At 54.5% G+C, this 15239-nt stretch carries 13 protein-coding genes; 5 read left to right on the plus strand and 8 right to left on the minus strand.

The features are described from left to right. Positions 1 to 26 precede the first annotated feature (26 nt). Entirely contained in the window at positions 27 to 152 is a 126-nt protein-coding gene (ykgO, locus tag AUQ42_RS15665) for a type B 50S ribosomal protein L36 (RefSeq protein WP_007090004.1), read from the plus strand. A gap of 156 nt (positions 153 to 308) precedes the next feature. Here the strand turns inward: ykgO and AUQ42_RS12005 are convergent, their stop codons facing one another. Then, positions 309 to 2147, minus strand: coding sequence for an adenylate/guanylate cyclase domain-containing protein (locus AUQ42_RS12005; RefSeq protein WP_068519318.1), 1839 nt, complete (start codon positions 2145 to 2147; stop codon positions 309 to 311). A gap of 45 nt (positions 2148 to 2192) precedes the next feature. Next, on the minus strand, positions 2193 to 2630 hold the full coding sequence (locus AUQ42_RS12010) for an Lrp/AsnC family transcriptional regulator (protein ID WP_068519319.1): 438 nt from the start codon (positions 2628 to 2630) through the stop codon (positions 2193 to 2195). 165 nt (positions 2631 to 2795) lie between these two features. Between AUQ42_RS12010 and AUQ42_RS12015 the strand changes: the two genes are divergently transcribed. Together AUQ42_RS12015 and AUQ42_RS12020 are read left to right on the plus strand one after the other, a co-directional pair. Beyond that, entirely contained in the window at positions 2796 to 3878 is a 1083-nt protein-coding gene (locus tag AUQ42_RS12015; protein WP_068519320.1) for a saccharopine dehydrogenase family protein, read from the plus strand. A 299-nt stretch (positions 3879 to 4177) separates the two neighbouring features. Beyond that, positions 4178 to 6616, plus strand: a complete 2439-nt coding sequence (locus tag AUQ42_RS12020; RefSeq protein ID WP_156480882.1) for a tetratricopeptide repeat protein — start codon at positions 4178 to 4180, stop codon at positions 6614 to 6616. Positions 6617 to 6646: 30 nt separating this feature from the next. Here AUQ42_RS12020 and AUQ42_RS12025 read toward each other — a convergent pair whose 3' ends face one another. The 3 genes from AUQ42_RS12025 to AUQ42_RS12035 all read right to left on the minus strand — a co-directional run bounded on the left by AUQ42_RS12025 (position 6647) and on the right by AUQ42_RS12035 (position 9091). Continuing rightward, a complete protein-coding gene (locus tag AUQ42_RS12025; RefSeq protein ID WP_068519321.1) occupies positions 6647 to 7150 on the minus strand; it encodes a universal stress protein in 504 nt (167 codons plus the stop codon). A gap of 256 nt (positions 7151 to 7406) precedes the next feature. Beyond that, positions 7407 to 8171: a TIGR02186 family protein gene (locus AUQ42_RS12030; RefSeq protein WP_068519322.1), complete on the minus strand. Its 765-nt coding sequence runs from the start codon at positions 8169 to 8171 to the stop codon at positions 7407 to 7409. Beyond that, the gene (locus AUQ42_RS12035) at positions 8171 to 9091 is read right to left on the minus strand and encodes a sulfite exporter TauE/SafE family protein (RefSeq protein WP_068519413.1); all 921 of its coding nucleotides are present in this window, start codon (positions 9089 to 9091) and stop codon (positions 8171 to 8173) included. The genes AUQ42_RS12030 and AUQ42_RS12035 overlap by 1 nt, the downstream gene beginning before the upstream one ends. Positions 9092 to 9212: 121 nt before the next feature. Between AUQ42_RS12035 and AUQ42_RS12040 the strand changes: the two genes are divergently transcribed. Next, entirely contained in the window at positions 9213 to 9464 is a 252-nt protein-coding gene (locus AUQ42_RS12040) for a sulfurtransferase TusA family protein (RefSeq protein WP_068519323.1), read from the plus strand. Between the two features lie 80 nt (positions 9465 to 9544). Then, the gene (locus AUQ42_RS12045) at positions 9545 to 10057 is read left to right on the plus strand and encodes a GNAT family N-acetyltransferase (RefSeq protein WP_068519324.1); all 513 of its coding nucleotides are present in this window, start codon (positions 9545 to 9547) and stop codon (positions 10055 to 10057) included. 39 nt (positions 10058 to 10096) lie between these two features. On the opposite strand, the gene AUQ42_RS12050 is transcribed toward AUQ42_RS12045, so the two are convergent. From AUQ42_RS12050 to AUQ42_RS12060, 3 genes are read right to left on the minus strand one after another with little or no spacing between them, the layout of a single operon-like run. Next, positions 10097 to 11473: a DUF2336 domain-containing protein gene (locus tag AUQ42_RS12050; protein WP_068519325.1), complete on the minus strand. Its 1377-nt coding sequence runs from the start codon at positions 11471 to 11473 to the stop codon at positions 10097 to 10099. A 12-nt stretch (positions 11474 to 11485) separates the two neighbouring features. After that, positions 11486 to 13234, minus strand: coding sequence for a diguanylate cyclase domain-containing protein (locus AUQ42_RS12055; protein WP_068519326.1), 1749 nt, complete (start codon positions 13232 to 13234; stop codon positions 11486 to 11488). Beyond that, on the minus strand, positions 13231 to 15114 hold the full coding sequence (locus AUQ42_RS12060) for an EAL domain-containing protein (protein WP_068519414.1): 1884 nt from the start codon (positions 15112 to 15114) through the stop codon (positions 13231 to 13233). Before AUQ42_RS12060 ends, AUQ42_RS12055 begins: the two co-directional genes overlap by 4 nt. Positions 15115 to 15239: the final 125 nt, after the last annotated feature.

Here is a 15239-nt window from a genome sequence, read left to right on the forward strand (position 1 = left end):
GGGCCAAGTTTCTAAGGTTTAAGATTATGAAGATCCGGAACTCATTGAAATCCGCGAAGCTGCGGGAAAAAGGCTGCCGTATCGTGCGCCGCCGTGGCCGCGTATACGTGATCAATAAAAAGAACCCGCGTTTCAAGGCGCGCCAGGGTTAATTCCCGGTACCTTGTTCTCAAAGGTTTTACAAAACGCCGCATCGGTTCATCCAATGCGGCGTTTTGTTTTTCATGTTTGTCACGATGGCAAAATCAAAGGCGACCGCAGTTTCAATATTGCGGTCGCCTTTTTTATCGATGGTGTGTGGGGGCTGCTTACCCGTTTGTGGTGAACAGTTCGGTTTTGCTGTGACGGCCCCGCAACAGAACATCACCGGCCTTGATGACGCGGTTCGGATCGGTCAGCAGGTTGCGTGTGCTGTCTGAAATCAGAATGCGCGTGCCCAGTACCTTGTTTTCCTGTTCAAGGCGCGATGCGGTATTGACCGCATCCCCATGCACGGTAAAGGACAGGCGTGCCTTGGCCCCGACATTCCCGGCCACCATTGTTCCGGTATTCACCCCGCAGCGCACCTGAATGTTCAACCCTTCAAAGGTGCGGTTCGAGACTTCGTTTTGCAGGGCGATGGCGCTGTCGAGTGCGGCATCGGCGTGATGTTCAAGATCATCAAACACGTTATAGACCGCAAGGATCGCATCCCCCTGAAACTGGGTGATGATGCCGCCATGTGATTCGATAATCTGCGTTGCGCAATCAAAGTAGTCATTGAGCATTGCAATAATCTGGTTCGGATGCAGGCTTTCACACATGGATGTGAAATGGGCAATGTCGATGAACAGAACCGTTGCTTCGGATTGTTGCGGCGGCAGGACCCCGGAATCATTTCCCGATGCCAGAAGCTTTTTGGCAATCGACTGGGGCACGAATTTACCAAACAGGCTTGTGATGCGTTCGCGGTCATGAACCGCCATCATCATGTGATTGAATGATCGTGCCGCATCGTCATATTCACGGATACGGCTGCCCGACAGTTGCGGCACATCAATTGATGCGATGTCGTCATCTTCAAATGCGCGCGCGGCGGCTGCAAACCGGCGGATCGGTTTGGTGAATTGTTTGGACAATATAATCGCCACAATAACAGCCAAAATGAACACCCCGCCACCCAGGATCGAGGCCAGAACAAGCCTGTCCCATTCGTCGTCAAACAATTCTTCGGTGAAATGCATGCCGATGATGACCGGCGAGATCGGCGCATTAAGAACCTGACGGGTGACGATCAGATGGTATCTGCCATCAACTTCAAGCCCCGCCAAGCGCAGCCCGGTATTCTGGCGGGCATCCTTTTCGTCGGTCCTGATGCGTTCGGACTTGCCGATATTGGCCAGAACCGGGTCGCCGATATCATGGATGGTCGGCAATGGAATCGGGCTTCGGGCAATATCGGCCCCGTTGATCAGCTTGTTGGCGGTATTTTCACCCCAGTCGCGCAAATCGGGATGGGCCATCACGCGATTGCCACCAATCAGGATAAATGGCGTTCCGGGTAAATCTTCACGGCCGCGAATCAGGCTTTCCGACAAATTGGACAGCGAAAGATACTGTATGAAGGTACCAAGATAGTGCCCGTCATAAAAAAGCGGCACCCAGCTGGTCAGGACCGTGCGATTGAAATACGGATCCCAGCGCGGGAAACCGGTGCGGTTGGCGACCGGGCCACGAATTTGTGCCAGTTCCGAAAACAGCATGTCATCCTGGGGCAGGGTGCGGCGTATTTCGCTCATATCATCGGGATTAAAACCGATAAATTGCCGATCACCGGTTACCAGACCATAGGCCATCACATCCATATCCGCCGCAGCCAGCGCCCGCATGGCGTTGGTCCAGCCGTACTGGAAGCTTGGATCAAGATTGCCATCGGCAACCTGTCGGGCGACCCAGTTGGACCGTTCGTCGACTTCGCTCATGCGTTCATGCATGGTGCGCTGAACCGATGTCAGATCGATATCGGCCAGCATAACCCAAAGATTGCGGGTGTTTTCATAGGCCGTGCCAAGGCCGACATAAAGGGCAAGGCCAACGCCAAAGACACTGGTGCCGATAAAACTGGCAAGAAGAACAGAAAGGACAGAATATCTGCGTTTGGATGTCACTCGGTTTTCTTTCTGACAAGAGGTTCCCCAACCTCAACTGGCATCTTAGCGGCGATCGAACTTGGTTGAAAGGATGATTGAACTTGAAGTGCGTTTTATCCCGCTAAGCCCGCCGATCCGGTCAAGCACACCGTCAAGTTCTTCCGGTGTGTCGGCGGCAACTTCGGCAATCAGATCATATTCCCCCGATATCGCCAGACACCGGATGCAATGCGGTATTTTCTGCAAGGCACCGACCACGCCCGCAGACTGTTTTTGTTCAAGCTGGATCATTACTTCGGCCAGAAGAACCGGTCGTGCCGCATCACCAAGCTGCACCGTATAGCCGGTAATGGTTTGTGATTTTTCCAGCCGTTCGAGGCGTTCCTGAACGGCACTGCGCGACAGGCCGACTTCGCGTGCAAGGGCGGCAGTCGGAATGCGGGCATTTTCCTGCAATTTGGCGATCAGACGGCGGTCGGTTTCATCAAGGCGACGTTTCATCGGTGATACCCATAAAAATGACGGGTTATTCAATTGTTTTGACAGTATTGCCGGGTTGCAAGCGTTAGTCCAGCGGCGGAGAATCAAGGGGTAAACAACAAAACGTTATCAGGGCAGCAACGACATCCATCGCAAAGGTGTCAGTTCAGTCGGGAGTGAGAGAAAATGAAAAAGATTTTGATTCTTGGTGCGGGCAAAATCGGCCGTATGGCGGCAGTCATGCTCAATGAAAGTGGCGACTATGCGGTTACGCTTGCCGATGCCAATGGCGAAATGCTTGAATTTTGCGCCCAGGATCATGCGGCAACCCTGATCAAGGTCGATGTCACCGATGAAGCCGCACTGACCGACGTGGCAACCGGGCACGACGCCATTTTGTCGACATGTCCGTTCTATCTTAATGTTGCGATTGCCCGCGTCGCACGCGCGGTTGGGGCATCCTATTTCGATGTGACCGAAGATGTCGAAACCACCCGTGCTATTCGTGAAATTTCCAAAGGTGCGGCTGGTGCGTTCGTGCCGCAATGTGGTTTGGCACCGGGATTCATTTCAATCGCCGCCCATGATCTGTTCAAACGGTTTGATACGGTCAAAAAGCTGCGTCTGCGCGTCGGTGCATTGCCGCAAAACCCGACCAACCGTTTGAAATATAACCTGACCTGGTCAACCGATGGCCTGATCAATGAATACCTTAATCCGTGCGAGGCGATCCTCAATGGCAAGCGTGTCGAAGTCTTGCCGCTTGAAGGTTATGAACGCTTCACCATTGATGGCACGGAGTATGAGGCCTTCAACACATCGGGCGGGGTTGGGGCGCTTTGTGACATGCTCGAAGGCAAGGTGGACAATCTTGATTACAAGACTGTGCGGTATCCTGGGCATCAGGAAATCCTGAAAATCCTGATCGAAGATCTGCGTCTTGGCGAACGTCCCGACATGATGAAGGAAATCTTTGAAAATGCCCTGCCGGTAACCCAGCAGGATGTCATTGTGATCTTTGCCGATGCGGTCGGTACCCGTAATGGCGAGCTGTGCGAAGAAAACTTTATCCGCAAGGTGCATGGCACGGAAATCGGTGGCAAAAAATGGTCCGCGATCCAGATCACGACATCCGCGGGCCTTTGTGCGGTGATGGATATGGTGATGACGTCCAAATTGCCCGGCTCCGGCTATGTCCGGCAGGAAGAAGTCGGTCTGGATGATCTGCTTTCGAACCGGTTCGGGCGTTATTATGCCAACCGGGCATAGGGTCCGTTTCCGGTTTTGAGTGACGGCTTGAAGTGCCGTTTCAGGCGCAAAGATAACCGCGTGATGATTTTCCAGAAAAATCCCCCGACTGTAGTTCGGGGGATTTTTGTTTGTTTTCAGGTGATTACTTTAATCTTGTTTATTCCGACTTCAGAAAGGGACGCATATTCCTGAAACGCGTTACAGATTTGATCGGCCGGGCATGGTCAGGGCCGATTATTTGTGGCAAAGACGTGGTTTGTTAACGCTTGGCCCTTATGGTGGCCGGTAATCGCACTCTTTATCGCAACAGGTATTCCTTGTCTGATTTTGACGCTCCTTACCGAACTGCGTTGGGCTTGTATGAAGCAGGCCAGCTGGCGGAGGCAGAAGAAGCCTGCCGCAAGCTGATCCATGCCTATCCACAAGCCGCAGAAGCCATGCATCTGGCAGGCCTGGTCGCAGCCCGACAGGGAAATCAAACTCTTGCGGCGGAACGGATGGGGCGGGCGGCAATAGCCGATGCCAACAGTGCGGAAATTCAACATGATCACGCGCAGGCCTTAAAGGCGATCGGCAAATTGCGCGAAGCGGTGGGCGCTTTCAAGCGGGCCATTCGGCTGTGTCCGGATGCACCGGCGCTATATTGCAATATCGCCAATACATACCGGCAACTTGATGAATTGCAGGATGCGCGCGAAAATTATGAATATGCGCTGGAACTGGCCCCGGATATTGCCGAAATTCACGCCAACTATGCCGCATGTCTTTATGCGATGGGCGACATTCCCGGTGCCGAGACATCCTGTTTGACCGCCCTTAAAATGCGCGACGATATTGTCAATGCGCTGGTGCTGATCGGCCAGATCCGGCTTGATCAGGGACGCACGGTGTCGGCAAGCGAACCTTTGCGCCGCGCCCTGACGCTGGAGCCGGGAAACCAGCGTGCCCTGACAGCATATGGTGATGCCTTGTTCCGGCTTGGCCAGTTTGCCGGTGCACAGCATTGCTTGCGTCAGGTTCTTGCCCTTGATCCCGATGATGCCAAAGCACGGCGCACATTGGCGCGCCTTAACTTGCGGGTCGGACAGGGGACCGAGGCAATCGGTGCGCTTGAGCCGCTTGTTGCGGCCAATCCGAATGATCCCCAATTGCTGCTGATGATGGGCGAGGCGCTAAGTCTTGTTGGCCGTCATAGCGAAGCCGTCGAACGGTTCGGGGCGGCCATCGGGGCCGGTGGCGGTGATGATGCGGTTTTCAGACTGGCTGTCGAACTTGCCGAAGAAGGCGACACCGCATCAGCCCAGTCTGTTTTGCAAAACGGTATCGACCGCAAAATCGCAGCCGGTGAAAACACCGCGCTGTTTCGAACCGCACGTCGTTTGTTGTTTGCGCCGGTTCCAACCAATATTGCGGCCCAGAATGACGAAGTCATTCGTGATCTGCTTGATGACACGCTTGATGACGATGCCATTGAACCCGATTTGGCCTTTGTCGCATCCGATCGCATTGACCCGGCAATCCTGACGCGGTTCCCGCCGGTCTGGCGTGCGGCCCTGCGTCCGGAAGGTGACAAGCAGTTGCGCGCCGTCGGGCATTACTGGGAACGGCTGGTTTCGGGCTATGATGTTCCCAATGTTGATCCCGGCAAACCCCGGCAAGGGGGCAAGATCCGCCTTGGGATCGTGTCGGCCAATATGTGTGATAACGGGATTGGTCGCTGGATTTTGGGGCTTGTTGATGCGATTGATCGTGATCGGTTTGATGTTACGATCATCCGTCCGCCAACCGGCGAAGACGATATTACGTCGAGGATTGACGAACATGCCGATCTGGTCGTGCCGTTGCCGCTTGATCCGCTGCATTCGGCCCGGGTGATTTCCGGGCTTGATCTTGATGTGTTGCATTATGCCGATCCGCAGGCCGATGCCTATACCATGTTGCTGGCAAGTTGGCGTCTGGCACCGGTTCAAATTTCCGGTGGCGGGATTGCCGCGACCAGTGGTCTTTCAAATATTGACTATCACCTGATCGCAGAAGACTGGGAAACGGCCGGTGGTGAAAAACGGTTCAGTGAAAAACTGATCCGGTTGCCAGGACTGTTTGTTAATGCGACACCGCCCGAAAATGTCGATATGACGCCGACGGAACTGCAACGGCTTTGGCGGTTGGCACAGGACAGAAACACCTATCTCTGCCCGCAGCCGCTTGATGTTTTGACGGCCGACTTTGATCCGCTGATTGCGGAAATCCTGCGTCTTGATGAAACGGCTGAGCTGTTGCTGATTGCACCGGAACGCGACAGCTGGGATGCGGCATGGGGACGGCGTTTTGCGGTGAACTATGCCGATGTCGCCGGGCGCATGCGGTTTGTCAATGTGCGCAGCCGCGCCGATTTGCTGTCGTTGCTTTGCGCGGTGGATGTGGTGCTTGAAAGTCCGGCATGGAATGACGCGATGCTGGCCTTTGATTGTCTGGGGCTTGGTGTGCCGCTGGTGACATTGCCGGGCAGTGCCGCGCGGTCGCGTCGCAGCCACACCTGTTACCGCCAGATATCGGTGTTTGATTGCGTCGCCTACCATTCCGCGGATTACGTCGATACCGCCCTGACACTTGCGACGGACAAGCGCCGCCGATCCGTTGTCTCGCACGCAATCAAAAGCCGGTCACATATCCTGTTTGGCCAAAAATCATCCTTTGATGCTTATATGCAGTTCCTTGAGGAATGTATTGCCGTTCCGGCTGAAAACGTCGGATGAATTTACCGATCCACGACAGGCGCTGATAAATCAGCTTAACGCGTCAATGTCGGCTTCGGACAGTGCGGCGGGGACGATTGTCAGGGGCAGGCGGAGCTGACCGACAGTGTCGCTTTTGGTCAGTGCCGTGATCAGTGGCCCCGGGCCTTCGGATGTGGTGCCGGCCGCAAGAACAAGGATGGAAATCTGTTCTTCTTCTTCCAGAAGGTTCAGCAATTCGTCCTTGAGACGGCCTTCGCGAATGAACAGAAGCGGCATTGTGCCGGTTTGTTCATGCACATAGGCGGCAAGTTCATTGACCCGTGATTCGGCTTCTTCGCGGGCTTCTTCCTTCATCAGGTCACCAACCGCCATCCAGTGCTGGAATTCGGCCGGTTCAATGACGCTAAGCAGGGCAACGCGGCCGCCGGTATGTTGCGCGCGGCGGCATGCATAGCGCAACGCCTTGGTCATTTCATCGCTGTCATCAATCACAACAAGAAATGTTCGGTTGGACGTGGCGCGGAGTTCCTGATCGGCATCGTATGACGTCATATGGGTTCTCTGAATAGTTTCCTGTACCGGGTCTGATGCATGGTTGCGTGGGGCAATGGATCACCCGGATATTAGAGCATGTAGCATCAAGTGTGCCGTAAATCCGGCACGGTTTCCAAGTGGTTTTTATCGCAATCGGGAAAGTTTCATACTGTGCATGCGCACAATAAATCATGCTGCACATGCGTTGTTGGAGGCCGTGAAAGTGCGGGGATGAGAATGCCCAACTCGGCGTTGGAGCCGGTGGAACCGGGCACTAGCGTTTGCGGAATGCCACACTGGCGATCCAGCCGGCAATGACGGCGATGATCACCGCAATAATGCCATAGAGCGCCGAATAGCGATGGGCGAATTCATAGACTTCGGCACTGACGCCGGTTTTGGAAACAACCAGCGGGGTGGTCTTTACACTGGCGATACGGCCATCACGGATCAGATAGACATTGATCGTATAGGTCCCGGTCGGGGTGTTGGCCGGGAAATGAATGTCGGTTCGAAACAGCTGGTTTGACAGGAAGCTGATTTTTGCCGGACGCTGGTTGAACAAACCGGCATTCTGCATGTTGCGAACCAGCGCATCGCGATAGACTTTCTGATCGGCATCAGGATTGTCGGACACGGCGATAAAACGCTGGTTGTCCAGGCCGATGCGGTAATCCTGAAGAATGTTTTGCGGGGCGATGATATCCATCGGGCGGTTGGACGCACTGGCATAATAGGCCGGAACATTTTTATAGCGCGCGCTTTCGGCATTCACCCAGATGCCGACTTTGCGTTCCTTGCGACGGACAACCATGTCCTGATCGGGGCCGCGTACGGTCACGATGACATCGCCTTCGTTCTGGACTGCACCAAACAACAAGACGTCAGTACCGGTAAAGCCGGTGGTGATCGCCACCAGATGGTTTGACAAATCCACGACAAGCGGATCGGCCAAGGCGCGTTTCATTGGTGTGCTAGTCGCAATGACAGCGAATGCCGAAAGACAGATCGATGCGATAAACCGTGCCGATAGGGACATCACAGATCCCCCGGCATGATGGAATAAAGTTCGTCAGGCTCGATCACCAGATCAAACAGAAGTTTGAGGCATACCGACAAAACCAGCAGCCCCAGAAGCGCACGCAGGTGTTCCGCCTTGAGCCGCGCACCGAACTGGGCGCCGAACTGGGCGCCGATCACACCACCGATCAGAAGCAGGATGGCCAGTGCAACGTCAACCGTCTGGGTCTGAACCGATTGCAGGAAGGTAACGTTGGCCGTGACAAAGATGATCTGAAACAGCGAAGTTCCGATCACCACCCCGGTCGGCATGCCCAGCAGATAAATCATCGCCGGAACCATGACAAAGCCGCCACCAACCCCCATCAAGGCGGTCAGCATGCCGACAAAGAACCCGACAGCCAGTGGCAAAAGCGCACTGATATACAGGCCTGAGCGATAAAACCGCATCTTGAAGGGCAGGCCGTGGATAAAGCTGTGCTGGTGCTTTTTCGATCGACGGATCGGGCCTTTGCGCCGGGTTCTGAAAATTGCCCGGGTTGCTTCAAGCAACATCATCCCGCCGATAATGCCAAGGAAGATGACATAGCAAAGAGAAATCACAAGGTCGATCTGACCCAGTGAACGCAACCAGGCAAAGACCCAGACACCGACCGTCGACCCGACAATACCACCCGCCAGCAGCACAAGGCCCATCTTGATGTCAACATTGCCACGGCGCCAATGCGCAAATACGCCGGACACCGACGATGCGACAATCTGGTTCGCGGCTGTCGCCACAGATACAGCGGGGGGAATGCCATAAAAAATCAAAAGCGGGGTAATCAGAAAGCCGCCGCCAACGCCGAACAGGCCGGACAAAAAGCCAACTCCGCCGCCCAGTCCCAAAATCAGAAATATATTTACCGATATTTCGGCAATAGGGAGATAGATTTGCATTGCGGGCAGGCTAACAGCGTTTGATTGATTGTTGTTTTTCAGTCTAACATATTGTGCAAATGCAACAATCGCCAATTGGCGCTATATCAGACCGATTTCCGATTTTTTTATAAGGTCGTTCATGTCGTCATCTTCAAGTGATAAATTTGATCTAATTCTCGATGCACGAGGATTGATTTGTCCCATGCCAGTGCTTAAGGCGAAGAAATCCCTGCGTGATGTGCCGGACGGGGGCGTTTTGAAAGTCCTGGCAACGGATCCCGGATCCGTTGCGGATATGAAGTCTTTTTGTGAAATGACCGGCAATCGTCTGATTTCTTCGGATCAGGAAGACGATGTCTTTATCTATTTCATTGAAAAAACGGTTTCCTGACAATGGGGTGATGGTATTGCCACCAAGCGCCACGTTCACATGCCACACCTGATTTACCCTGCCTTTTGAAAGAAATATCGATGACCAGGACTTCCTGCGATCTGGAATGGATTGTTTGCCATTTTGACGCGATGACGCCCCACCAGGTTCACAGTCTGCTGCAATTGCGTCAGCAGATTTTTATCATCGAACAGGACTGCATTTTTCCTGAAATTGATGGCCTTGATCCGCTCTGCACCCATCTGCTGGCTGTTGACAAGGCCACAAACGGTCGTGACGTTCTGGCTGCCGCACGCATTGTTGCGCCCGGTGTCGATCCGGGACATGCCGAACAGGGTGACCGTCCGGCCATCGGGCGTGTGGTCACAAGCGAAAAACTGCGCGGGCAGGGGATCGGGCGGAGCCTTATGGCCCGTGCCATCGATGTTTGCGCGCAGGAATTCGGGGGTAAGCCGATCTATCTGAATGCGCAGCTTTACCTGAAGGAGTTCTATCAAAGTCTTGGATTTGTTCAGTTTGGTGACGTCTATGAAGAAGACGGCATTCCCCATATCTGTATGGAACGCCCGGTCACAGACCAGGCGTCCCGATAATCAGATCATATGGAAATCAGCACCCGCAACGGGGTGATCTTAGCGCAGCCCGGTGGTCGCCATACCGGTAAAGAATTCAAGCTGCCAGTTCATGTCATCTTCGCTTAGCGGGTATTGGTTGCCATTGCGTGGATTAAGGGTCTGGCTTGGCGGTACGTGACCAAGCTTGACCTGAATCTTCACCGCAAGATCAGCCGGCAGGCCGGCCTTCCATGCCAGTGAAACGACACCCTTTGCCGAATGTGTATTCAGAACCTTGGTTACGGCTTCTGGCGGAATACCGGCCAGAACCGCAAGCGATGCGCGGGCAAATTTGACGTCATTGGCCGCAAGGGCCTTGGCGACTTCCTTATCGGTCAGTTTTTTCTTTGCATGAAGGGCAAGCGCCTTTTCAAAGGCCGGTTCGCCGTCTTCTTCTGCTTCTTCGTTTGACGCGGCGTCGCCCGCAGAAGCCGGTTGGACTTTTTCGCCCTTTTTGTTTTTGACCGATGGTGCGTTTTCGGCGGCGTCGTCGCGTTTTTCAAACTCGCCAGATGCGATACGGCGTTGAACCACTTCGCGAACGGCTTCAAGCTGATCTTTCTTAAGATCCTTGCGCCGTTCCAGAACGCTGATCAGGTTTTCGGCGACAAATCGCGCAAGTTTCCCGGCTGCGGTCGGCGGCAGTTTCGGACGGTTGACCAGCGGCTGGTGCCATTCCGGATAATCCGGTGCGCGATCAATCAGCTGATCGAGCGTTTCTTCACGGATTTGTGCAGACTTGTTGCCAAGAAGGTGCGAAATCGCATCCTTGTCGCTGCTTGCGGCAATCGCATCGGCAAGCTTTTCGCCGACATTGCGCCGACGTGACACAAAGCTCAGTGCCCCGCGGCCAGAACTGCCTTCAATAATTTCCAGAAGATCTTCTTCGGTCAGGACCGGGGAATACTGAAGGACAGGTCCGCAAACGACGCTTTCGGCGTCGCGGGCAAGCTGCTGAATGATTGGTTGCGGGGCTTCGGCAATATCCTTGAGCGTCTCGGAAATGACCTGACGGACATGCACGGCCTGGTCACGTGCGAGCTTGTCGAGCGCCTCATAGGTCATGCGGCGCAATTTGTCGGTTTCGTTGGGGGTCAGACCCGCCGAAAGATGGGCGATTTTTTCAGCAAGGCTGCCACGGACGCTGTCATCGACGTCATCAGTCAGAAGGACATCGGCCTGAATCGGCGTTGCTTCGTTGGCCGCAATGTGACGACGCACCGAGGAATCATTGTCGGATGCCAGGAAATACAGGATTTCGGGCCGGGTGTCATGGCGCTGGGCAAGTTTGCCGCGCACATTGGCATCTGGGCTGGCGGCCATTTCCTTGGCTTCGTCATAGGTGATCGGGGTTTCGCGCCGCTTGGTGAATACCCGCTGTAAAAATCCCTTCATCGGGCATTCCTCCTAATCTTCGATCTTTGCCGGCTCTTCCGAGCCGGGTGCGGCAGCGATGCCAAAGCGACCTTTTCCATGTTTCTTGACCTGATACATGGTTTGATCTGCGCGTTGTACAAGTTGCTGCAGGTTTTCTTTCGAACCTGGTTCATGAACAGCAATCCCGACCGATATTCCAAGCGGGTGGTCCTTGTCGCCGGAATACTGGCCAAGGATCGCGCTTTCCTTCATCAACAGCCGTGCGCGTCCCGAAGCCGCAGAGACATCGGCACCTTCGAGCCACAGCACAAATTCGTCCCCGCCAAGACGGGCAATCAGATCGGCTGGGCGGACATTGTCCTGAAGAACACGGGTCAGGGCGAGGATGGCTTCGTCACCGGTCTGGTGACCGTGGATGTCATTGACCATCTTGAAGTTGTCCATGTCGACATACATCAAGGCAGCCGGGGCGCGTTCACGCTGAAGACGGCTGTGGCGTCGTTTGAGTTCCTCGAAGAATGCGCGACGGTTCAAAAGCCCGGTCATCCCGTCAGTCCGTGACAGGGTCAGGATGCGTTCATGCTGGATGGCCTGTTCAATGGCAATGCCGACCTGATCGGATACTTCGGTCATGATGGCACGTTCGCCGTCGGTCGGTTCGGGGTGATCTGCTGAAAACAGGAAAATCACAGCGCCGTTGTTGCGTTGATGGTAATGGCAGCGCAGGGCATGAATACGATACTGGCCCATATGGGCATCAAAGGTATCGGTCGAATTTTGCAACTGGCTTAAGGCCTGTTTTGCAATGTGGCTGGCTTCGGGGTTTTCGTCGCCTGCTGCAATTTCAAGTTCATCTGTTTCATCATTGCGTTTGAAAATGATGCAGTTTGAACAGGCAAGGGCCCGCGTGCTGGCCTCTGATGCGCCCTTGAGAACCAGAAGCGGATCGATTTCATCACGCATGGTCCGCACGATATAGGTCATCAGGCGGTCGCGGTTTCGGGCTGTTGCGACTTCGCTTTCGCGGCGGCGCTGTTCGGTAATGTCATGGGCAAGCCCGCGCGTCCCGGTCCAGCGTCCATCGCGCGAATAAACCGGGGTCGAGGATACCGAAAGACAGGCATCCTTGCCGTTGGACCGGCGGAACCAGACCGGAACATCGCGCACGGCCTTCTGACTGCGAAACACATGTTCGCTGTCCTGATCGGCGGTATCGAGAAGAAAGTTCTGCGGAAAACGCCCGACAATATCATCGGCACGGTATCCCAGCGCACCGCGCGGCGACACGAAAATGAATTTCCCCGTGTCGTCGGTTTCCCACGCAAAAGCCGATGATACTTCGACAATGTCGCGGTAACGCTGGCGCGAATCAATCAATGCTTCGCGAAGGTTGCGATCCATGCTGACATCACGCGGCAGGATCATCACCTGATTGTTGGTGGTCGGAAGGGCGGTCAGTTCGAGCGTCGCAGTGCCGCGCTGTACTTCAAATGTCATCATTTCTACGACCCCGCCCGGCGTGGTCAGGGTACGGCGGATCAACTGATAGATTTCAGGGAACAGCCCGTCACGGATACCTTTGGCAAAGCCGACGGCATTTTTGTTGGCAAAAAGCGGCACACCATGTGAATCCATCACAATGACCGGTGCTTCGGCCTGTGCCATCACCTTGGGATCAAGGGTAAACACATCCGCATCATATCTGGTCAGATCATCTTGCGGGTCGGTTGCGGCGGTTTTGGCATCAACGGGGGCATCAACAGGATGGCGCGGCGTCATAGGCTTCCTCCTGTTGCAGTCGAAATGTTCAAATCATTTTCTCCGGCGTCGGTATCGCACTTGCCCGACTGCAGTTTTTCAAAACACGCTTTGCTGCTGATCGTAACGGGCGGGCCAAGGTGATAGCCTTGACCATAATCAATGCCCAGATCACGGACCATCTCATAGCTGGCCTGATCATGGATCATTTCGGCAATGGTGTGGATGCCAAGATCATTGCAAAGAAGGGCCGTCGCCTTAAGGAAAGCACGTCCTTTGGGATTGGCAAGGGCGGTGCGCATGGCCCCGCCATCAAATTTGATGATATCGACGTCAAGCGCGCTCAGATATTCAAAGTTCGCAGCCCCGGCACCAAAATCATCAAGGCAGATTTCATGGCCGCGTTCGCGCAGCACCTGCAAGCCGTTATTGACGTCATCAAGGGCACGAATGCGCGATGTTTCGGTTACTTCAAACAGCACCCGGTGCGGCGCGATGTCATAACGATCCAGCAATTCCGCCAGAGCCGGAAGGAAGCCCGCCTGTTCAAGCGAATGGCCCGAAAGGTTGACGGCAACCGGATGGGGGATGCTTTGTGCATTGTCGCGCAGATGATCAAGAACCTTGCCGCACATCGCAAGATCAAATTCGGTAATCAGGCCGGTGCCCTCGGCAAAATGGATGATCTGATCAACCGCAAGCGGACTGTTGCCAATGTTGAAGCGTGCAAGGGCCTCAAAATGGTGCATTTCCTGGCTGCGCAAATGGACAATCGGTTGCAGGGCGACGGCAAATGACCCGTTTTCGACAATTTCCCGAAAAGCGCGCACCGATTTCAGTGTTTCATTGATCAGGTGCGGCAGGCTGGCCGAAAGACGCGCGGCAGTGACATCGTTCTGTGCCTTGCGCTGCATGCGATTAAGCGCATAGGCAACCGCGCGGGTAAGGTTGGTATCGCGATCATTTTCGTCATTGTCGGTATCGAAATGATGAATGTTGCGCGCACTTTCATAATCGCTGCCAAACAGGTCATTGGCGTTCTTTTGCCGGGTCGTCTTTTCGCCAGAACCGGGATTGTTGGTCAGGGATGCCAGTCCGCCACCGGCCGGGGCAGATGTGTCATCCTGTGTCCCGCCGGTCACCGGTTCTTCAAGATCGGCACGAAGCGCACTGGCATAGGCAACAATCCGCCGTTCAAGTTCAATCATCGGCTCGTCAACCGGATGAATTTTTGCCGACCGGCCGGGGGCAACAAGATCGGATGCGCTTAGTGATGACAGCCGTTTGGCCCCGATGCCGATCAGGCGTGCCAGTTCGTTGGTTGCCGCTGTTTCCGCCTGTGATCGCGATGCCGCCAGGTTTTCAAGAACCACCAGTGCTTCGCTGTGATACGACCCGGCATCCTTGTTGCTGAAAAGGGCGGTTTGCCGGGTTTCGGCCTGCTGGTTCTGGCGGATAACTGCGTTTTGCAAAATGATGCGGTCAATCCCCGATCGTGCACGGGGACGAATGGCGCGATGACGGGCGGCGATGTAATAGCGGCTTGACGGATCGGCGATCATATAACCGCTTAGCGACAGCGGGACCGCTTCCTGAACGGGTTGATCATCGGCTTCGCAAAGCTGGAAATCCAGATCGAGTTCTTCGAGGCGTTTGAGCCCGTTGCTTGTATGCAGATAGGCACGTAGAAGCGGGCGTTCCGATTTGACGACAATTTTTTCAAGTGCCTCGCCAATCAGTCGGTCCGGCGTACAGCCCAAAAGACTTTCGGTCGCACCGGCGACAAACAGGATATAGCCGTTTTCATCTACTTCCAGCAGCATGTCGGCCCAGCAAAACGCCATGGCGGCCAAAAGGTCCTGGTCATTTGTTTCCGCAGAATAGCTGGTGCTGTCTGTCATTTGTGAACCGTCATTCTCAAGCCGCCTGATCATTCTTGTTGCAGCATTTGCCGCCATTATTAGATAGCGATCTTACTAAGGATATGAAGGATTTGCACTTCATAAGCCAAAAAAAACGGGCAGGC

It is taken from the genome of Thalassospira sp. MCCC 1A02491 (genome assembly GCF_001613785.1).
Taxonomy (GTDB): domain Bacteria; phylum Pseudomonadota; class Alphaproteobacteria; order Rhodospirillales; family Thalassospiraceae; genus Thalassospira; species Thalassospira povalilytica.